This window comes from Chitinophagales bacterium (assembly GCA_017303415.1).
GTDB lineage: Bacteria > Bacteroidota > Bacteroidia > Chitinophagales > Chitinophagaceae > SpSt-398.
Genome location: JAFLBJ010000001.1, coordinates 879505 through 901117, shown reverse-complemented (window position 1 = coordinate 901117; position 21613 = coordinate 879505). Strand labels below are relative to the sequence as shown.

Genomic DNA, 21613 nt, shown 5'->3' with positions numbered 1-21613 from the left:
GTGGGCTATTATCGATATTGTCTGACGGCACGAAGCTAAAATTAGCAGGTTTCATAATTTTTAATAATATGAAGCGCTACAAAAAGCCGGTGACTATGGAAGGGTAGATTTTTTGCATAAATTGCATTTCGAAACGTAAACCATTACAAATACGGGCCCTATTAACTTCTCTTATATTATGAAAATAAACCGACTTTTTGTTAGTCTGACTCTCCACAGCCTCCTGCTGCTCTTCCTCAGTGCATGTGAGCGGCAGGAAATACAAGATGAACTCGAAAATATCACAAGCGAAATACAATCCCTTTCCATTTGTGAAATCATGACTGATCAGGTTAGTCAACAATGGTATTTCTATCCCGATCCGGAAAGTCGGCCTGGCCACCTCGTAACAAACATAATTGACTCCCTTCGCAACATACCCCAAGGTATGACTTCCTACCTGAATGCAAAAAGGACGATTGACTATGATGTTCGTACAGGCAAAATAAGCAAAGTCCATTCGCGAAACTATCGGACGGGAAGTATCAATTATCACTCTGGATATATCATTCCTTCATTCTACAATTTTACCAGCGTTGAAAATTATTCTACGTGGGTAGCAACAACACCATCATCTCCAGGGTTCCCGTGGGCTCATGACAGTGTGTACTTTCAAATATATAATGATACCCTGCAACAACACGAGGTACAAACTGTAATCTATTCAATTAGCGAAATAATAGGTTCTCAGTTGGGCAGTTGGAGCTACTTTGAAGACTTGGATAATATAGCCCACAAGCGTGGGAATCAGGATTCTATGTTATATGAAGATAATTCGATATTTATGCAGCGTTTCTTTGATTTCTATAGAAGCCTCCCATTCTATTACAATCCAAAGGAAATAGATCTTTTTCGTTACCACGGTAACTCTTTCTATAGCTGTGACAGCTTTGTTCTAAGGAATGGAGAATATGAAGTAGTTTATACCTCACCCACCTATTACAACAAGGTATTTCACCCGAGCCTTGAACGAAAAATTACCTATCTCTATACTGCTGATACCGTTCAGATTAAACAGTTTGTCTCGCTATACAATATGAATACGCTGGATGATCATTGGTATTTACTGTCCAAAAGAAAGGCGGTTACACAATTTGATGAAGATGAAGGCCATTATAATTCATTATACTGGCTTGCCAATAAATCAACAGATTCTGTATTTACATATACTACAACAGGAGTGCGCACATTACGTACCGTTATAACAACAACCAACGAAGTAAGTCGTGATAGCAAAGGTCGAATTGTAAAAATCATTAAACGACGTAGCGATAGCCCTTATCATCGGATTATGGAGATTGTATACAAATAGGTTCTTAACACGGTATTGAGCCCTCAAGTGCATATAGTGTATAACCTAACTATTAGGATCGTTACCTCACACACCGAAACCTTACCCTCGCCCCGAAAAATGGCTAATGAAAAAATACGACGGGCAGGAAACTAGCTTGATCGTAGCTTGGTGGACTAAAATCGATATTGTTTGACATTAAAAGGCAACCTCCAGCCTTTACAACCTTTAAATGAATTTGCATGCTTCTGCCAGCAGAAGTTATATCAAACTAGAATCTGTAAATTATTCTTAAGGTGTCATTAATCCTGTCAGTTAAAAGCTGCACAAGCTCATCATCCATAAATTCATATTCGTCTTCAATGTTTAGGACTTCAATTTTGGGAAGTTGAAGATGCCTAAAAGCTCCGCTAATTCGTGCTTTTTGTTCAAACTCCATTACAAAAACCAGGTTTGCCCATTTCAAGTCTTGCTCAGTTAATTTTCTTTCACTTTTTGGACTTAGTCCAACAGAACGAATATTAAACCGGTCATCGTTCTTGAAAATATGTTCAGCAGTTCTGCTACGCCTTTTATTTCGTCCGCAAATCACAAGCAAATTTGGTTTATCGGTCATTATTATGTACCCTATTTATTTTCCTGCCTACTTTAGAATTTGAAAAAAATTACCAACAAGTCGTCATCCCTAGCGTCCCCTCGCGCCTTCGCGGTAAAGCACCCCTACCGAATAATAACCCACTCCCCCACTGTCCTGTTCCCCACAAAGTCCTCTACCTCCACTTTTAGGGTATGCTTCCCGGGGCCACAATGCTCATCAAACCTATAAATAAAAGATCGCCCTTTATCATTTGTAAATCGTAACCATTTTCCATCCAGCTCCGCCCGGAAATTCCGGATCTCATCAAAATTATCCGTGGGGCGAAATACAATCGCACTCGCTTTGCGCAGATCGATCTCTTTTCCTTTACCAGGTGCATTGAGTACAGGCGCCGTGGTATCGACAAATAGCTGAAAGCTGCCAAAATACCGCGTGGTAAACTGGAGGCGCTCGCGGATCCAGGTGACTTTTTCAATCTCATCATTCTTTCCGGTTACCCTTTTCACCACAATCTTATCCCGAAAGGCATCGGGTATGGGTCGGTCGGGTTGTATCTGGATGGTTACACGTTCGTGAATGGGTGTGGCACGATCACCAAACTGATGCAGGGCCGAGACCGCACCTGAGGGAAAACTTTCCGTCCGCTTATACATCGCCCGAATGGTATCATACAACGATCCTTCGCGGATGACAGCCTCAAATCCAGGTCGCTCAAACACAGAAATATGCCCGGGCGGAAACTTCTCACCCATCATCGCGGGCAGGGTCACCGCCCCGGGTTTGTATTGAATAGTGCTGCGCAAAATGGTTTTGTTGCCATTATGGTCACGCACTTCGATCTCGATGCTATGCCGCAGGGTGTCTTTTAAATGAATGATGCCTTCTCCAGGGGCAAAACGGGGTGCAGGGCCATCATCACCAGGTAAGCGCGATAAATGCTGGAGATAGGCCCCACCCAGGGTGCGATAGCGGTAATCGATCTGGGCATTGAGGTAGAGCGTCTCATCATACCCGATCTTATCATGGACAAAGAGACTGATCACGCGTCCGTCAACCTTGAGACTGGCAGAGTAAATGCCGTTGGGGCCGGAAGAAATATTGGTCCGGTCGGTAGCGCCGATCGACAGGCTCACCATCGAAAAGGGTGTTTGTATCACCGCTGGATTGGTGGTAATACCTCCGGTTTTGGGTTTGACCACCGAAACCAGACGGGGCGCTTGTTCAAACAAACCTTTTGACCGGTCGTACAAGGCCAGCCGGGTGATAACGGGAGGAATGGCATCGGCCTCGGCAAAACCAAATAACAGGGGGTTGACACATTTCTCCGATACGGTTTCGCGTATCTCAAAATGGAGGTGTGGTCCCTGTGAACCACCGGTATTCCCACTGTTCGCTATAAACTGTCCCTTTTTTACGGGAAATTGCCCGGGTTCGGGACGCAGGTCAATGGCCCAGGATTCGTTGGCGTATTGGGCATTCTTGACATATTGGTCAAGCGCCGGGTAAAAAGTATTGATATGTCCGTACACAGTGGTATAACCATTGGGATGGGTAATATATATACACTGTCCAAACCCAAAGGGCGCCACGGATACACGTGATACGTATCCATCGGCTGCGGCATGCACGGGAAGGTTTTCACGCTGTTGGGTGCGGATGTCGAGTCCCATATGCCAGTGATTGTTCCGCAACTCGCCAAAATTGGCGGAAAGGGAGATGGGGATGTTCATAGGGTTGCGGAAATAACCCTTTTGGATGGCGGGCTCGGGAGATTGGGCAGAAGATAGAGAGGTATTAATTACGAATAAAAGTAATAAGAGGTGGGTGAGGTTCTTTTTGGTTTTCATTAATACAAAATTAACGTGATTGGGGGTAATTTTAGGCGAATTACCTTATTAACCGCCAAGGCACGAGGGCACAAAGAAGCGCTGGGATATCTATGCGTTACTTTGCGCCTTCGTGTATTCGCGGTAAAACAACAACCATGATTAAACTACTCCTCCCACTGCTTTTTCTTCCCTTCTCTCTAAAGGCGCAGGAATGTGAAGTACTCAACCCCGATCTGAAAGGTACCTACACCGGCGAATGCAAAAAGGGCAAGGCCCATGGCAAGGGCAAAGCCGAGGGCAAAGACAAATACGAAGGTGATTTTCGCAGTGGCCTCGCAGATGGTACGGGTACCTATACCTGGAACAATGGCAATCAATATACCGGAGCCTGGGCCAAAGGCAAAAAAGAGGGCAAGGGAAAAATGACCATCAAACTAACCGGCAGGGATAGCCTGGTGGAAGGTTACTGGAAGAAGGATGTCTATATTGGCAAACACGAGTTCCCCTATACCATCTATGCCAAAAGTAAATCGGTGGGCGAAGTGGAAGTAGAGTATATCAAAGATGGTTTTAACCAGATCACTTTCTATATCCAGAATACCTCAGGAGGTGCATCGGGTATTGGGTCCACCGGCGACCTGCCCATTTATAAGGTAGATGAGGTGCAATTACAGACAGGAGCCTATGGTCGGTTATACTACAATGATAACCACACGAAAAAAAGCGAGAGTATATTGACGGATATGCGTTGGCCGGCACGGATGAAGGTGATCATCTCCGGTGAAAATATTGAAATTGAATTCCACGAAGCGGGTAGTTATAAGGTGACGGTGACTATAAATGAATGATTTGTGTTTCACCGCAGCGAACAAGAACTCCTTCTTGAATTTTAGCACAATTTTACTCCCCAAATGCAACAATTCTCCCCGGTATATTGTCTTAACATTAGGATAAGAGAAATACCATAAAAGTGGTATGGTTTTTTCCTTATTCTTCCAGTAGCTTGCACCCATATTTGATATACGCATAAACCGATCCCAGATGAAAAGAATGTTCTACACCCTCATCATTGTCCTGATCCTCGCCGGAGGAATGTTCGTCGGCATGGTCAAAGGACAAGAAGCCCGTACCAAATGGGTCTCCCGGATGAAAGGGAGACTGGATACCACACCCCAGAAGCAGCAACCTGCCCGGGATGAAGTGGTTTTGGACGATATTGAAATGGCATCATTTCACAGCATTTAGGTAATACCGGAAAACGAATAAAATTTAATCCGCGTCCTTCCCCATAAAATAATCCGTTTCCCTTACTTTTGCACCCCGGGTTCATACCCGGTTTTTTTATGCCCTGACGGTTGCCCCGGCTCTAAAATTCAAACCCAAAATGCCCAAAGACGCTTCCATCAAGTCAGTCCTCATCATCGGTTCAGGTCCCATCATTATTGGCCAGGCTTGCGAATTTGATTATTCAGGTACCCAGGCGGCCCGCAGCCTTCGTGAAGAAGGGGTCAGGGTCATCCTGATCAATAGCAATCCCGCCACGATCATGACCGATCCCATGATGGCCGATCGTGTTTACCTGCTCCCACTAACCGTGGAAAGCATAGAGCAGATCCTGCAGGAAAACCAGATCGATGCCGTATTGCCTACCATGGGTGGCCAGACCGCCCTCAACCTGGCAAAGGAGGCAGAAGACCTGGGATTGTGGAAACAATACAATGTGCGGCTGATCGGGGTGGACATCAAAGCGATCGATAAAGCCGAGGACCGCGAGAAGTTCCGCCAGTGGATGATCCAGTTGGGCGTGACCGTGGCCCCGGCGAAAACCGCCAACTCCTTCCTCGAAGGAAAGGAATTTGCCCAGGAGATCGGATTCCCCCTCGTAATTCGCCCCTCGTTTACCCTCGGTGGTACAGGTGGCGGGTTTGTGCATGATAAAGAAGACCTCGACGAAGCCCTGAACCGAGGGCTCCAGGCCTCGCCCATCCACGAAGTACTGGTGGAAAAAGCCGTACTCGGCTGGAAGGAATTTGAACTGGAACTTCTCCGCGACGCTGCAGATAATGTCTGTATCATCTGCTCGGTCGAGAATTTCGACCCCATGGGGGTGCATACGGGTGATTCCATCACCGTGGCCCCGGCCATGACCCTGAGCGATACCGCCATGCAACTGATGCGCAACACCGCCATCCGGATGATGCGTGACCTTGGTAATTTCTCGGGAGGTTGTAACGTACAGTTCGCGCTCAATCCCGAAAACGAAGAGATCATCGCGATCGAGATCAACCCACGGGTGAGCCGCTCCTCCGCCCTGGCCTCGAAAGCTACCGGATATCCCATTGCCAAGATCGCGGCCAAACTGGCCATCGGCTATCACCTCGATGAACTGGAAAACCAGATCACCAAGACCACCTCGGCCTATTTTGAACCGGCGCTGGACTATGTGATCGTCAAGATCCCCCGCTGGAACTTTGACAAATTCAAAGGCGCCAATGATACCCTCGGTCTGCAAATGAAAAGTGTGGGTGAAGTGATGGGCATCGGTCGCAGTTTTACCGAAGCGGTACAAAAAGCCTGTCAGAGCCTCGAGAACAATGCCGTAGGGCTTGGCTATTATGGCAAAAGCCTGATGCATGCCGATGACCTGCTCGAATACATCAAGACCCCGAAATGGGACCGGATATTCCGCATCAAAGATGCGTTGATGGCCGGTGTATCGGTAAACACGATCTCCAAAGCCACTCAGGGAATTGACCGCTGGTTCCTCTATGAGATCCAGAAGATCTGTGATATTGAAAAAGAACTGGGTAAATACGACCTGGAATCCCTGCCACTTGATCTTTTGAAAAAAGCCAAGATGCATGGATTTAGTGATGAACAGATCAACCGGATCATCCAGCATGGCAATGAAGAAGATATTTACGAAAAGAGAAAGGCCGCCGGTATCACCCGGGTCTATAAAATGGTAGATACCTGTTCTGCCGAATTTGAGGCCAAGACACCCTATTTCTATTCCACGTTTGAAGAACGCCCTCAGGGAGACACCCACCTGAGCTCCAATGAATCAAAAGTATCCGATAAGAAGAAAGTGATCGTGCTGGGGTCAGGTCCTAACCGGATCGGACAAGGAATTGAATTTGACTATTGCTGTGTTCACGGACTCCTCGCCCTGAAAGAATGTGGCTATGAGGCCATCATGGTGAATTGTAACCCCGAAACGGTTTCGACAGACTTTGACATGGCCGATAAACTCTACTTCGAGCCGGTGTACTGGGAACATTTGTGGGAGATCGTTGAACATGAACAACCGTATGGTGTGATCGTACAGTTGGGTGGACAAACAGCCCTCAAGCTGGCGGAAAAACTTCATGAAAAAGGCATCCGGATCATTGGTACCAGCTTCGACAGCATGGATATTGCCGAAGACCGCGGTCGTTTCAGCGATATGCTCAAGAGCATGGACATTCCCTACCCCGAATATGGTACCGCCTATGATGTGGATGAGGCCATCGTAGTGGCCAACCGGGTAGGATACCCCGTACTGGTGCGCCCGAGTTATGTACTGGGTGGACAAAGAATGCGGATCGTGTTGAATGATGATGAATTGGAAAAAGCAGTGATCAGTCTGCTCAAACATATTCCAGGTAACAAGATCCTGATCGACCACTTCCTCGATCGTTGCCAGGAGGCCGAGATCGATGCGATCTGTGACGGGGAGAAATTCCATGTCATGGGTATTATGGAACATATTGAACCCGCAGGTATCCACAGTGGTGACAGTAATGCGGTATTGCCCTTTTTCAACCTCACTCCGCTGGAGGTACAGGATATGGTGGATTATGCCAAGAAGATCGCCCTCCAATTAAAAGTAAAAGGATTGATCAACCTGCAGTTTGCCATCAAGGAAGGAAAAGTGTATGTGATCGAAGCCAATCCGCGTGCATCACGTACCACTCCCTTTATTGCCAAGGCTTATCAAAAACCCTATCTCAACTATGCTACCAAGGTGATGCTGGATGAGATCAAGGTGTCGGATATTCCCGAGGAAAAGGTATTGGATGGTTTCGCGATCAAGGAGCCCGTGTTCAGTTTTAATAAATTCCCCAATGTAAATAAGGAGCTTGGACCGGAGATGAAGTCAACCGGCGAAGCGATCCGATTTATCAAGAACCTCCGCGACCCGTATTTCAGGCAGTTGTACAAGGACCGGAGTATGTATTTAAGTAAGTAGGTTACAGAAAGGGGTCCGGCGTCGGTCTTTGGACACCGGACTTCTGACCTACACTTCCGCAATCCCATTCCTAATTGCATACATCACCAGCCCCACCCGGCTATGTACTTTTAATTTGGCAAACAGTGATTGCCGGTAATCATCGATCGTACGTGGGCTGAGGTGCATTTTTTCTGCTATTTCTTTATAGGAGAGTTCGGAGCAGGTATGCCGGAGGAAATCCCGTTCCCGTTCATTCAGCACCACCTCTGAATCTACCTTGTCCGAGGCATTGTTCAAACCCGTTACCAGTTTGGTTGAAACATATTCAGATAAATAGACATTCTGGTTATTGATCGCATCGAGTGCTTTCCGGAGTTCTTCCGGGTCGGTGTTTTTGAGCAGGTAGCCCCGTGCACCCAGGCGAAACATTTTGATAATGGTTTTTTCATCACTGAGCATGGAGAGCACCAGTACTTTGATGAAGGGGTAGTTCTTGTGCAGCCATTGGGTGGTTTCAAAGCCATCCATTTCCGGCATATTTACATCCAGCAGTACAATCTCCGGTACCTGGTGCAGGAGTATTTGCTCCTTGAGTCGTTTTCCGTTATCCGCTTCAAAAAGCACGGTGTATTGGTCAAATGTATTGACCAGCCTGGAGAGGGCTGACCTCAGCAGGACGTGATCGTCGATGATCGCGACGGGAATTTTTTTGGTGGTCTTCTTCATTTCATTTGTGATGCGGTCTGTCCGGGCAGTACGATCTCGGTTCGGGTACCTGCCCCGGTGTGGCTCTCCATGGTAAGTTGTGCACCGATCAGGTGGGCACGGTTAAAGATGCTTTTCAGTCCCACGCCCTTTCCGGCTTCGTGGGTTTCTTTCTTGGCCTCCACATCAAAACCGATACCATCGTCACTCATTTCCATCCTAAAGGTACCATCCTCCTCAAAATGGAGGGAAACGGATACATGAGTGGCTTTGGCGTGTTTAAGGGTATTATTGAGCAGTTCCTGAAACATGCGAAACAGGAACACGGCTTTTTGCTCGCCAAAGGGGAATTCCTCTCCGGTCAGCTCAAAATTTACTCTGATCAGACCGGCATTGGTGATGGATGCCAATTCAAACCGAATGGAATCGGCGAGGCCCACATCATTGATCCGATCGGTGTGCATGCTCTTGGTGATATCCGAAAGGTCGGAAATGGCCTTATTCAGCACACTTTGCGAATGATGCGCGATTTCATAGGACGGATGGCCCTTATCCAACTGAATGGCAGCCAGGGAAAGTTTGACCACAGAAAGCATCTGGCCAATATTGTCGTGTAACTCCTGAGCGATATTCCGTAAAGTATTCTCCTGAATCTCCAATTGCGATCGAAGGATCTCCTCATCATATTTCTGCTTGATCTGTGCCATTTCCCGCTCCTGGCGGTGACGGCTTTGTTGATAGAGGAAGGCAATGGTAACGATAAAACCGACCAGCAAAAGACCCAGGATGATCCCTGTGATGACTACAAAGTATATTTCCGGGTTCTTATGCATATAAATGAAATAGTGAATAAGCTATAAAGAAAAATATTCAGGATATTGATGAACCTACTCAAATTGTCGATTAGTATAGGTGCAATATCTGCCCAAAGGTTTACCAATCCATATAGAGGGAACCCGCAAATGTAAAAAAATAGCAGCCCGGAGCAAATCCAAAAATAGGGGTTGGTGATCAGGTCTTCGGATTTAGGAAAACGAAGAAGATCAAGAAAATAAGTGATGCTAAAAAATACGATCAATAGGCTGCCTACGGAAAAACTGATAGTGTGAAAAGTATTATAGCCTTGAAAATACATGATATTCAAAAAAGCGAAAACAATGTATATAGGTGTTACTATATATATTGCCTTTCGAATATTTTTTGTGCGGTGAATTTTGGCGAGAAAAAAAAGATAGAAGGCAATTTCAAAGGTTGAAAAGAAATTGTAATGGGGAATATTGTTACGTCCACTCTGCCATAAATAATCACCCCATACTTCAGCAATTAAAGTAAGTAAAAGAAAAGGTGGGAATACTCTCAAAGGAATATGGTCCTGCCTTACCCTGAAAAAGAGGGAAAGGCTAACAACAAAACACACGCAAATGCAATAGATGTATGCGGGTAACATAATATCATCTTGCTAATTGCTGCTAAAATAGGACTATAAAAGGGAAAACCTCCCTTGAGGGAGGTTTTCTGGTCAATTGGTAATATTGTGTTTTAGCGGTCTCCGAATGGATGGTATCAAACAATGACCATACCATCATCTCCTTTATCCACCAGCAACACACCAAGGTCTTCACCTTGTCCACCACCTTGCTGCGTACATGTTGGAGGGCATAAACGACCGATATTGTAAGCCAACACGGTATTGCCTTTCTCGGTTGTGATGTAGAGATCTTTGTCAACCTCTCCGGTAGGCGTTTCTTTATGACGTGTAGCCACCAGCACGATGGTTTGACGACCAGCATAAAGTGGGTTGCCGGAATAATCAGGGCCGTATGCACCAAAGTACATCCGAATACCATCACCACCCTGCTCTTTGACCGTGGCCAGGAACCCTTCCAGTTCCTCCACACTGTACCATACGCTCAGTGAATCTTCTTTCCCGAGACGCCTGGTGTTATGCACCCAACGCTCCTGCTTGTAATTCCTGATCACGGTATCCACATGACCTGTGTTCACATAGTTTCCTGCCTGTAAGGCCTTTTTTTCAATAGTCACCATAGTTTGTTTTTTTTAGTTGTTTTTAAATCTGAACCCTGACCTAAAACTATGATGACTATCCATGAGAAATTCGTAGCAAGTTAATGCTAATCAATGAATTACAAATTAAATATATTTATAACATGAAGAAAATCAACCGCTAGTATTTTTCTTGTAAAAAAAATACCGTGTAAATAGGAAGTAAATCCGTTGAAATTGTGGCCAAATGTACCGTGAAAAAAAGTACGAAACACTGCACTTTACACGTAGCTCGCCAAAAACTACATGTTGGTGGCTAACTTGTTTATAAAATACCGGGCGTTGGGTATTTCAGGTGCCCTTCTGAATTATGACCTTTATCTCTGAAACGTAATTCGTATAACGAAAATAAAGATCATGCTCAAGCGTCTTCTGGCCCCCGCCATTTTTGTGCTGGTATTGTTAACCGGCAACCCCACCCAAACCAATGCACAATCCTGTGATCCCATTACCCGAAGCCAATTAAAAGAGATGCTGATCCAATTGGGTTTTGAGGTAAAAGTGTTGGAAGCAACGCCGGGAAAGGAAAAATATGAAGTAAAACATGTGAAGGATGGTTTTAATGTTCCCGTAGGTTATGAGATCAGTGCCAGCACCAATTATATCTGGCTCACGGTTAACCTCGGAAATAAGTTTGATGACTACTCCTCCAAGAACGCACAGCTTATCCGTCAAAACGGGATCATTCAACCCTGTCAGTTCTATGTTACAGAAAGTGGGAGATTGATGATGGGGCTGGCGATCGAGAACCGGGGTGTGAACAATGCACTTCTTCGCAATAAGATCGAGACCATCACCGCCAAAGTTGCTGAAACCAACACCTATTGGAAGAGTAACTAGGCCGCATTAATCATTGGAGAAATTCGCATAAACACGGTTTTTCCAACGGGTGCATGAACCTAGCTTTACCGGTTCATGCCCCGTTGGAAACAAATACCCTTTGTCCGGATCCTCCCTGCTTTTTTATCCGGAATCCTCCTGCAATGGTATCTGCCGGTTTCCCTGTCTCTTATTGCCCGGGGACTATTTGTGGCCTTATTGCCTCTGCTGCTGTTTGCTTGCTTTCGTCCGGGCCGGCAATTTCAATTCCGTTGGCTACCCGTAATATCCATTCATGCCCTGTTGGTGATGATCGGCTTATGGGTAATGGTACTTCAACAACATCGTAACGGATCTCCCGACACCCATTGGCGCGAGACGGACTATGCCCTCCTTATTGAAGGTGACTGGAAACAGGGGCCAAGGTCATATAAAAACCAGGTGCGCCTTTGGCAAAAAGACAGGTCCATTCGCGCCTGGCTTTATACGTCAAAAGACAGTGTCTTTCTCCAATTTCCCAGAGGAAGCTGGATACAGGCACGCGTTTCTCCCCGGACCATTGCCCCTCCCGCCAATCCGGGAAGTTTTGATTACAAAACCTATAGCCTCCACCAGGGTATCACCCATCAGGTCTATCTGAAAGCAGATCAATTTCGCCTGCGCAAAAAAGGAGACCCGGCTGGATTGGCCTGGGTGCTTGATTACTGCCGGCAACGTGTACTCGAAATCATGCGCCAGGCGATTCCAGGTAAACAGGAGGTTGGATTGGCCGAAGCACTGCTTATCGGATATAAGGATGACCTGGATAAGGATATGGAAACCATCTATGCCCAAACAGGTGTGGTGCATATCATAGCTATTTCCGGCATGCACCTGGGATTGATTTATGGATTGTTGCTCTTACTCTTTAAGCCGTTGAAAAATCATACACAGGGGCGCTGGCTTAGGGCAATTTTGATCATCGCGGCACTTTGGTTCTTTAGTTTGCTGGCGGGCGGATCGCCTTCCGTTCTCCGATCCGCCGTTATGTTTACCGCTATCCTGTTGGGCGAAGCCATTCACCGCAAAGGAAACGCGATCAATAGTCTTGCTTTTGCCGCCTTTGCCCTGCTCTGCTATCAACCCTATTGGTTAGGTGATATTGGTTTCCAATTGAGCTTTGCCGCCGTACTTAGCATCCTTGTCTTCTACCCGCTCGTGTACCGGCTATTTTATTTTCGGCAAAAATGGATGGATGCTTTTTGGAAACTGAATGCGGTGACCTTATCGGCCCAGGTCCTTACTTTCCCTTTATGTGTGTATCATTTTCATCAATTCCCTACCTGGTTTCTGGCCGCTAACCTGGTCGCAGTTCCCCTTTCCAACATCATACTTCTGGGGGAGATCGGTCTGTGTGCCCTTGCCTGGTGGGACTGGGCCACACAGTTCACCGGGTTTATACTTTTTCATCTTATCCGGTGGATGACCCAATGGGTATCTTTTGTCAATCAATGGCCTTTTTCTGTTTGGGAACCCTTGTTCATTTCCTGGTGCCAGACCATACTTCTTTACCTACTGATAGTCATCCCCTTCCTGCCATTTAACCGAATAAGAAAAATCAGGTTATTCCTTTTTTGCCTGATGCTTTTTATGGGGGAGAGAACATACAATCTGTATCAGGCCGCTGCGCGAAACCAGTTGATCATTTATTCCATCAATGGAAAGCGGGCAATGGATTTACGAACCGGAAGGACCATTCAATTCCTCGGGGATACCGGTGTTATAACAAACCGATCCACTTTTTCATTTCATATCCGCCCCTGCCGTATTCAAAATCGGATAGCCAACGAAATAAAAGCAGTAACAGATGAGATAATCAGTATAAAATGGAAAGGGAAAACGATCGGATTTCTATCAAATAAATCATCCATTGATAAGTTGCCTGCCAAACTCGACCTGCTGATCATCTCCCATGATCCCATCATAGATCCGGGTGAAGTATTGGAAAAACTACAGGTAAAGATGGTTGTAATTGATGCATCGAATACATACAAGACAGTTAGGCGATGGAAAAAGAGCAGTGTGAGTGTGTGGGATGTGCGGGAGGGGAGTTATGTTTATTATCTATAAAGTTGAAAAGATTGCTTTTCGAGTCGCCAGAGGCGACAAGACAATTGTGCGAGACCAGAGGTCTCGCACAGTTGTCTCCGTCATCCGTCATCTGTCATCTGTCATCCAACCTCCAACCTCCACTCAAAACCCCCTCCTCCCTTGTACCGGCTTTGGCAATTCCTTCCTGGGTAATTTCTCGTCTCTTTGCGCGGTATGGTAAACAAATGAAGCGACGATCACTGAAGCCTGTTTCAAATCGTCGGCTACGAGGTGATCATAACTATCCATATTGGTATGGTGGGTCCGGGTATTGTACTCAATTTCATCCTGAATAAACTGAAAACCGGGAATGCCAACAGCATCAAATGCCAGGTGATCGGTTCCACCTGTATTGTTCAATGTGATAGTTTTGGCATCCAGATCGGCAAAGGGTTCCAGCCATTTGGCAAAGATGTCTTTTACACTGGCATTGCCCTGGAGGTACACCCCGCGAATGCGACCAGTACCATTGTCCAGGTTATAATAAGCGGAAACTTTCGCGTGTTCGGGTTTAAGTTCCATCACAGCCGGATCGGCAAAATGATTTTTTACATAATTTCTGGAGCCATGCAAACCTTGTTCCTCGCCACTCCAAAGGGCGATCCGTATGGTGCGCTTGGGTTTTAATCCCGTGCTCATCAGAATACGTACGGCTTCCATCATTACGGAACAGCCAGCCGCATTATCCGTAGCGCCGGTGCTTGCATGCCAGCTATCCAGGTGCCCGCCAAGCATGACGATCTCATCTTTCAATTTCGGGTCGCTTCCGGGTATTTCAGCAATTACGTTATAGCCTTTGATGTCTTGTTGGTAAAAAACGGTCTGTACATCAGCTTCCAGCGTCACTTTTTCTCCGGCCTGAATCAAACGCTGTATGCGGAGGTAATCATCACTGGAGAGCATGAGTGTGGCCGGTGCTTCGGGAGCATTGGGTTGGTATCCTCCACCACTACTGGCGAAAATGGTTCCATCATTTCCCCGTGCATTCATTTGAAGGATCAGAGCAGGCTTCTCGCTGTTGAGCAGGTCACGCATACGGCGCTGCACCGCCATCCGGTTTGCCCGCGCCTGTTGTTCATTCGTGTTGGCGCCAGCATTCGGACGGTTCCCGGCGGCTCCGGTATTTGGACCGGCAGACGCTGCCATTCTTTCCAGGGCCTCGTCTTTGTGTCTGTTTCCATCGGGTTCAAAAGAGGGACTGAGTTTCGCATCTGTCCATTGCATCACGATCTTACCATTCAGTTTCCCGGAATAGGCCAATAATTCGGTGGTATCTGCTGCTTTTACCAACACCACTTCCCCCTGGATCAATCCACCGGGAGTGCTGCCTGTCCAGGCCAGCGGCTGTGCGATCAGGGGTGAATAATAGGGCGTCTTCATGGCCAGATAACATTTGGTCTGCTCCCATCCCTTTCCAAAATCGCCCCAGGGTTCCAGCGTGGCATTCTTCAATCCCATCCGGGTCAGTTCTTCCTTGGCCCAATTGGCAGCCTTTAAAAAACCGGGCGAGGCGGTCAAACGTGGCCCGCTAACATCTGTTAGACGAAAAGCCAGGTCCATCACCTTTGAATTGTCCATACCTTCTTTGCGGATCTTGTCAACAGCCATCTTGTCAATGGGTTCCTGTGCCTGAACCTGCATGACAAGGGCAGCAAGGAATATAAAAAGCAATTTTCTCATGATGTGGGGATTTAAGTACAGGAAGGTAGGCCATTTTAGGGAAGTAGCTCTTTTGCCAACCGGCTAAATTCTGCTAATTTTGCGGCTTCTCTAACCACGCCTGCCTCATTTTTTACCATTATGAATAAGAAGATTCAATCTGCCCTGCTTTCCGTTTTCTATAAGGACGGACTCGAGCCCATTGTCAAGCAATTGGAAAAATTGGGTGTTACCATTTATTCCACCGGTGGTACCCAGCAATTCATTGAAGGGCTTGGGGTAAAATGTGTCCCGGTGGAGTCCGTGACCTCATATCCTTCCATTCTGGGTGGACGGGTAAAGACCCTGCACCCAAAGGTGTTTGGAGGTATACTCGGTCGCCGCGACAATGAAACAGATATACAGGAGATGCAGCAATACGAGATACCGGTGATCGACCTCGTGATCGTTGACCTTTATCCGTTTGAAGAAACGGTAGCGAACACCAGCGAAGAAAAACTCATCATTGAAAAGATCGATATTGGTGGGCCCTCCATGATTCGCGGAGCGGCCAAGAATTTCCGTGATGTGCTCGTGATCGCTTCCAAAAATGATTACGCTTCGTTGGAAAAAATATTGGTAGAACAAAAGGGAGAGACCAGCATCGAGGAACGTCGCGCTTTTGCCGCCCGTGCTTTTGAAGTGTGCGCGCATTATGATGTTGCCATTTCTCAATACTTCACGCCGACGGGTGGGGATTATTTCCTGAGTTCCGTACCCGGACCAAAGATCATGCGATATGGAGAGAACCCCCACCAGCAGGGTGTTTTTTATGGCGACCTGACCCAGCTATTCGACCAACTACATGGAAAAGAACTTTCATATAATAACCTGGTTGATGTAGATGCGGCCGTTGAACTGATCCGTGAATTTGAAGCACCCACTTTTGCGATCATCAAGCATACCAATGTCTGCGGTGTGGCCCAACGTGCCACAGTAAAAGACAGCTGGGATGCCGCCCTTGCCGGAGACCCCGAAAGTGCCTTTGGAGGCGTACTCGTTTCCAATCAAACCATTGACAAAGCCACCGCCGATGCCATCAGTGAAATCTTCTTTGAAGTATTGATCGCTCCGGCATTTGACAAGGATGCACTGGAGGTGCTGCGCGCGAAAAAGAACCGGATCCTTTTACAATTAAAACCTGTGACGGGAAAAGAAAACGCCAATAGCTCCCGGTCTCTTTTGAATGGGGTATTGGTGCAAAATAAAGACAAAGGCAATTTTGAGAAATGGGAAGAGGTCGGTGGCCGTTCCTGTACGGACAAACAAATGACAGACCTTGCCTTTGCCAACCTGATCTGCAAACACCTGAAATCAAATGCCATTGCACTGGTCAAAGACCTGCAATTGGTAGGAAAAGGCTGCGGACAAACCAGTCGCGTGGACGCCTTACGCCATGCCATCGAGAAAGCACGGCAATTTCAATTTGACCTCCATGGCGCGGTAATGGCCAGTGATGCCTTTTTCCCATTTGATGATTGTGTAAAAATGGGACATGCCGAAGGAATACTCGCTTATATCCAACCCGGCGGCTCCATTCGTGATAAAGATTCAATTGAATATTGTGTGAATAATGGCCTGGCAATGGTGATGACAGGTATGAGGCATTTTAGGCATTGAGCATCGGGGTGGATGTTGGATGTTGGATGATGGATGTTGGATGACAGATGACGGATGACAGATGACTGATGTTGAATGAAAGAATTCCAGAGGCGAACCACTTATCTACTAAAATCCGTCATCTGTCATCCAACATCCATCATCCAACATCCATCATCCAACATCCAACATCCGTCATCCAACAACCAACAAAAAAAATGTCCCCACTAACCAAATACTCCTCCTCCTCCCACAACAAGGCCATTTTTGCCTTGGTGTTGGTGTGTTTTTTCTGGGGTACTACCTGGTTGGCTTCGCGGGTGGGGGTGGAACATATGCCGGCCTTACAGTTGGCGGGTATCCGGCAACTGATTGGAGGTTCCATTTATGTAGGTTGGTTTTTGTATAAAGGCATGGCATTCCCGAAGGGAAAAGAGTGGGTGCCGGTGTTGATCCTTAGTTTTTTAAATTTCATCATTGCCAATGGATTCTCCACCTGGGGATTGGAGGGGATTCGTTCCGGTGGATTGGGTGCCATCATTGGAGCCATCTTTCCCTTATGGCTAGTGTTTATAGGTTTGTTGGGCGATGGTAAAAAAATGCCGGTGATGGCAATAGTAGGATTGGTGATCGGTTTTGGTGGTGTATGTGTGATCTTCGCCGAACACTTTGAAGATTTTTTCAATCCCGAATTTCTGTTTGGTATCATTCTTTCGCTGATCGCCACTCTGGCCTGGGCCTTTGGTACACTTTATACGAAGAAACAAGCGCTACATTTTAATGCCTATTTCAGTTTGGGGATTCAAATGTTGATCTCCGGGGTCGTGCTTTCCATCATTGCCCCTGTCAGTGGTCGTGCAGTACCGATGGCACAGATTCCCTGGGAGGCCTGGGCCTCCATTGCCTACCTTGTACTGTTTGGTTCCGTCATCTCCTTTGTCGCTTATCTGTATGCCCTGCAAAGGCTTCCGACTGAATTGGCATCGATCTATGCATACATCAACCCTATAGTAGCAGTTGTGCTTGGTGCATTATTTTTTCAGGAAAAACTCACCATCTATATTGCCTTAGGCGGCATCATTACCATACTCGGCGTGTACCTCGTCAACCGGGCTTATAAACTCTAGTGCTCCATCGCGCCTTAGCGTCTTTGCGGTTAAATCTTACCACCAGGGCGCTAAGGCGCAAAGGAAGGCTAGAGGGAATGTTGATGTTGTAAGAATTGCGCATAGATCGCTCGCCATTCGCCATTAAAAGCAGACTCTCCAAGGAAATGATTATGCCAGATCGTGATCATCATTCCCTTTACCTCTCTAACCCTTTTTGCATAACCCATCATTTCCGCATACGCCTGCTCCGCATTCTGCTTCTGCTCGAAATAGGAATTCGCTTCCATATAGCAAAAGGGATATATTAATAAAGAAGTCCGCTCTTCCCGCTCCAGGTCATACCAATAAAACGGTGAAGCCACCGAAGCCCTGAAACCATTGATACTTCCATATCCCATCGAATGGTCATGCCGGATACCCAGGGCGATCAATCGCCGGTAAGATTCAGGAAGGTGAAAACGGATATAGTGAAAACGTGAAATCGTAACCGGGTTCCCCGCGATACCTGAAAGAATTTGTATCTCCTTTTCCAACATTTTTTCTTCATCCCCGCTTCGCCAGGAAGGATGGACACCTACAGGGAAATGTGCAGCCGTTCGTTTGATCAGTTGTTGCAGTACGGGTTGGCCCGGATGAATGTTCTTATCATAGGTCCCGCGTCTTTGCCCCACATGAAAGAAATAGATCGCGGGATATTCAGTAGACAGGTGTAATTCATCCAGCCAGTCATAACAATCATAGGGATCAATTTCCCTTCCTTTCAAAACCGCTCTTCTTTCTTTAAAGGCTCTGCCATCCCCCTTCAAAATTGATCGAAATAGTGCGGCGCCATTTCGTGCCCCACCTTTTCCTTTATACGAATAGGCAATATCAATATCATAGGTGGGTAGCAGATCAAAAGCCTTTTGCCGGAAAGGATATCCGGGAAAAAGAGCAAGGACTTTATTCTTCAATGCCGTCAGCCACTCATTGATCAGGGGCCGATGGAGAAACGCATTTTTAAACGCTATGGAGTTTTTATGCCCAAACCGGCCATACTCATCTTTTTCATTGGGCAGATACTCTTCATACCGGGAAAGCAAATAAAAGGCGGCTGAAAAAAGATCAAAGGGGATATCTCCTCCTGTAAAAAAGAAGGCGGGCATTCCCTGCCAATCCTCACACAGGATTTCCCGTGGCCGGATATTTTTTTCAAACAGCAACCCTTCGGGTATGATGTGGATCTCTTTGTCAGCCAGTTTATGCAGACTATAATTAATGCGGGGCTCGGTACTGGCGAGGTATTGTTCTTTATCGGATGTGATCACCAAACCCTGTTCGAGACATTCCCCACTGAGGAATTCCGCGAAATAGGTCAATCGGGAAGATATGCGTTCGGTAAAAAGGATCACGAAATGAAGTTAATCATCTGTCCCCAAATTTTTCCTTCCATCGCTGGTTAAAGGAACGGGCCGGAAACTCGATCTCACCCCGGGTATCTTTCCAGCCTTTGATGAGGGAGTTCACTACTTTGTTGCGGATCTTGGATCCCCCAAAATTCATCATCCGGCGGCTGAGCATGGCCTGTTTCCATACTTTCCAGGCCATTTTTTCGGCAAAGACCGCTTCACCAGCCTGGACAGAATCGTGGCGGTTATCGAGAAGTAATTCGTGCAGGTTGATCCGTACGGCGCAAACCTCAGTACAATTGCCGCAAAGGGAAGAAGCATAACTCAGGTGCTTCCATTCTTTTCGTTCTTTCAGGTGGGGGGTGATCACGGCGCCAATGGGGCCGCTATAGGTGGTTTCATAACTATGTCCCCCGATATTCTTATACACCGGACAGGCATTCAAACAGGCTCCGCAACGGATGCAATACAGGCTTTCTCTGGCTTTTGGATCAGCAAGGATATTGGTACGTCCATTGTCAAGCAGGATCACATACATATCCTCCGGGCCATCGGTCTCGCCGGGTTGACGCGGTCCGGTTACCACGGTATTGTACACGGTCACACGTTGTCCGGTACCATAGGTGGCCAGCAGGGGCCAGAATAATTGCAGGTCATTGACCGAAGGGATCACTTTCTCGATCCCCACCACCACGATATGGGTAGCAGGAAAAGAACAACTTAACCGGGCATTTCCTTCATTTTCCGTTACCGCAATACCTCCAATATCCGGAAGTATGAAATTAGCCCCGGTGACGCCAACCTCAGCCTGACGGTATTTCTCCCGAAGTTTTTCGCGGGCCACCTGTGTCAGTTGTGTGGGATTGAGTTTAGGATTGGTACCCAGTTTCTCCGCAAATAAACGGGCCACATCCTCCTTGCTCTTGTGCATGGCGGGTGTAACGATATGATAAGGTGGTTCGCCGTCAAGTTGCTGGATATATTCGCCCAGGTCGGTCTCTACACTTTCAATCCCTTTTTCTTCCAGAAAATGATTGAGGTGGATCTCCTCCGTCACCATGCTCTTACTCTTCACCAGGGTGCGGCAATTCTTCTCTTCACATATTTTGCCAATGGCCTCCAGGGCTTGCTGGGCATCTTCGGCCCAAATGACCTTGGCCCCCCTGCGGGTGATCTTGGCTTCAAATTCTTCGAGGTAGCGATCGAGGTTTTCCATCGCCTTCCACTTGGCATTCTTGGCCTTTTCGCGGGCGAGGAGGAGTTCGGAAAACTGGGCTTTCCCCTGAGGGACCACCGCATTGTACTTGCCTATATTGAAATTGATTGTCCGGCGATGCTCACGGTCGGCCGCTTTGATGGTGCTTTTGGCAATAAAGGAAGCTGCATTTTCGGACATGAGGCAAAGATATACCAGGATTTGAGGATTATTGGATTTTAGGATTGAGGGAAATTAAAACGAGGCTGTGCGATATCAGAGGTCTCGCACAGCACAGTATCATTTCTTTGTGCTTCCTGGCGTTTTGGTGACCGGACGATTATGCCTTACAGCGGCTTCTTCAAGCGCCCCATAAAACTCCTCCCCGTACTTCCTCACAATGGCTTCTTTCAAAAATTTGTAGGCGGGTAGTTGTTCTTTCTCTCCCAATTTGCAGGCAGGGTTGCAAAGTTTTTCGCGGGGTTCGTAATTCAACCGCTCATAATCCCCATGTTTGCCTTTATAGGCGATGATGGGATAAAGATGACAGCTCAGGGGTTTTTTCCAGGGGATGAGGCCGTCGTAATAGGCTTGCTCAAAGGCACATTTGATCAATCCACTTTTTTCACGGATGCCATATACACAGATCTCCGAATCCTTTCCAAGCGTGGGGGTTACCCAGCCAAATTCACGATGGTACACATATTTTCCTTTACGCTCTATTTCAGCCAGGGAAGCTTCAGAAAGATAGGGTTTGACTTTCTCAAACATCTCTATGACGATATCTAACTCCTCATCTTCCAACGGAGCACCCGCATCTCCCTCCTCACAGCAACCCCCTTTGCACTTGGCAAGGTCGCAAAGAAATTTTTTTTCTACGATATCATCACTGATGATCTTATTGTCAATTACGATCACGGAATGGGTTTGGGCAAA

General features: G+C 46.9%; 17 protein-coding genes. 8 read left to right on the top strand and 9 right to left on the bottom strand.

Features of this window, described 5'->3' with window-relative positions; all coding sequences use genetic code 11:
- Window positions 1-178: 178 nt before the first annotated feature.
- A complete protein-coding gene (locus J0M30_04000; protein ID MBN8666641.1) occupies window positions 179-1351 on the top strand; it encodes a hypothetical protein in 1173 nt (390 codons plus the stop codon).
- Between the two features lie 250 nt (window positions 1352-1601).
- Here the strand turns inward: J0M30_04000 and J0M30_03995 are convergent, their stop codons facing one another.
- Window positions 1602-1946, bottom strand: coding sequence for a hypothetical protein (locus J0M30_03995; protein ID MBN8666640.1), 345 nt, complete (start codon window positions 1944-1946; stop codon window positions 1602-1604).
- Window positions 1947-2050: 104 nt separating this feature from the next.
- A complete protein-coding gene (locus J0M30_03990) occupies window positions 2051-3775 on the bottom strand; it encodes a M23 family metallopeptidase (protein ID MBN8666639.1) in 1725 nt (574 codons plus the stop codon).
- A gap of 137 nt (window positions 3776-3912) precedes the next feature.
- On the opposite strand from J0M30_03990, the gene J0M30_03985 reads away from it, so the two are divergent.
- From J0M30_03985 to carB, 3 genes are all read left to right on the top strand, one after another.
- On the top strand, window positions 3913-4605 hold the full coding sequence (locus tag J0M30_03985) for a hypothetical protein (protein MBN8666638.1): 693 nt from the start codon (window positions 3913-3915) through the stop codon (window positions 4603-4605).
- A 193-nt stretch (window positions 4606-4798) separates the two neighbouring features.
- Window positions 4799-5002: a hypothetical protein gene (locus tag J0M30_03980; GenBank protein MBN8666637.1), complete on the top strand. Its 204-nt coding sequence runs from the start codon at window positions 4799-4801 to the stop codon at window positions 5000-5002.
- A gap of 139 nt (window positions 5003-5141) precedes the next feature.
- On the top strand, window positions 5142-7988 hold the full coding sequence (carB, locus tag J0M30_03975) for a carbamoyl-phosphate synthase large subunit (GenBank protein MBN8666636.1): 2847 nt from the start codon (window positions 5142-5144) through the stop codon (window positions 7986-7988).
- A 48-nt stretch (window positions 7989-8036) separates the two neighbouring features.
- On the opposite strand, the gene J0M30_03970 is transcribed toward carB, so the two are convergent.
- From J0M30_03970 to J0M30_03960, 3 genes are all read right to left on the bottom strand, one after another.
- Complete coding sequence (locus tag J0M30_03970; GenBank protein MBN8666635.1) at window positions 8037-8696, bottom strand: response regulator transcription factor; 660 nt, start codon at window positions 8694-8696, stop codon at window positions 8037-8039.
- Window positions 8693-9508, bottom strand: coding sequence for a sensor histidine kinase (locus J0M30_03965; protein ID MBN8666634.1), 816 nt, complete (start codon window positions 9506-9508; stop codon window positions 8693-8695). Before J0M30_03965 ends, J0M30_03970 begins: the two co-directional genes overlap by 4 nt.
- 730 nt (window positions 9509-10238) lie before the next feature.
- Complete coding sequence (locus J0M30_03960; GenBank protein ID MBN8666633.1) at window positions 10239-10721, bottom strand: hypothetical protein; 483 nt, start codon at window positions 10719-10721, stop codon at window positions 10239-10241.
- A 375-nt stretch (window positions 10722-11096) separates the two neighbouring features.
- Here J0M30_03960 and J0M30_03955 point away from each other — a divergent pair, with 375 nt between their 5' ends.
- Window positions 11097-11579, top strand: coding sequence for a PepSY domain-containing protein (locus J0M30_03955; protein ID MBN8666632.1), 483 nt, complete (start codon window positions 11097-11099; stop codon window positions 11577-11579).
- A 75-nt stretch (window positions 11580-11654) separates the two neighbouring features.
- Window positions 11655-13667: a ComEC/Rec2 family competence protein gene (locus J0M30_03950; GenBank protein MBN8666631.1), complete on the top strand. Its 2013-nt coding sequence runs from the start codon at window positions 11655-11657 to the stop codon at window positions 13665-13667.
- Between the two features lie 123 nt (window positions 13668-13790).
- Here the strand turns inward: J0M30_03950 and J0M30_03945 are convergent, their stop codons facing one another.
- A complete protein-coding gene (locus J0M30_03945; protein MBN8666630.1) occupies window positions 13791-15368 on the bottom strand; it encodes a M20/M25/M40 family metallo-hydrolase in 1578 nt (525 codons plus the stop codon).
- A 120-nt stretch (window positions 15369-15488) separates the two neighbouring features.
- Here J0M30_03945 and purH point away from each other — a divergent pair, with 120 nt between their 5' ends.
- Both purH and J0M30_03935 read left to right on the top strand, forming a co-directional pair.
- Window positions 15489-17006: a bifunctional phosphoribosylaminoimidazolecarboxamide formyltransferase/IMP cyclohydrolase gene (purH, locus tag J0M30_03940; GenBank protein ID MBN8666629.1), complete on the top strand. Its 1518-nt coding sequence runs from the start codon at window positions 15489-15491 to the stop codon at window positions 17004-17006.
- A gap of 197 nt (window positions 17007-17203) precedes the next feature.
- Entirely contained in the window at window positions 17204-18112 is a 909-nt protein-coding gene (locus J0M30_03935) for an EamA family transporter (GenBank protein ID MBN8666628.1), read from the top strand.
- Between the two features lie 68 nt (window positions 18113-18180).
- On the opposite strand, the gene J0M30_03930 is transcribed toward J0M30_03935, so the two are convergent.
- The 3 genes from J0M30_03930 to J0M30_03920 all read right to left on the bottom strand — a co-directional run bounded on the left by J0M30_03930 (window position 18181) and on the right by J0M30_03920 (window position 21595).
- The gene (locus J0M30_03930; GenBank protein ID MBN8666627.1) at window positions 18181-19485 is read right to left on the bottom strand and encodes a hypothetical protein; all 1305 of its coding nucleotides are present in this window, start codon (window positions 19483-19485) and stop codon (window positions 18181-18183) included.
- A 13-nt stretch (window positions 19486-19498) separates the two neighbouring features.
- The gene (locus J0M30_03925; GenBank protein MBN8666626.1) at window positions 19499-20878 is read right to left on the bottom strand and encodes an iron-sulfur cluster-binding protein; all 1380 of its coding nucleotides are present in this window, start codon (window positions 20876-20878) and stop codon (window positions 19499-19501) included.
- A 99-nt stretch (window positions 20879-20977) separates the two neighbouring features.
- The gene (locus J0M30_03920) at window positions 20978-21595 is read right to left on the bottom strand and encodes a DUF3109 family protein (GenBank protein MBN8666625.1); all 618 of its coding nucleotides are present in this window, start codon (window positions 21593-21595) and stop codon (window positions 20978-20980) included.
- Window positions 21596-21613: the final 18 nt, after the last annotated feature.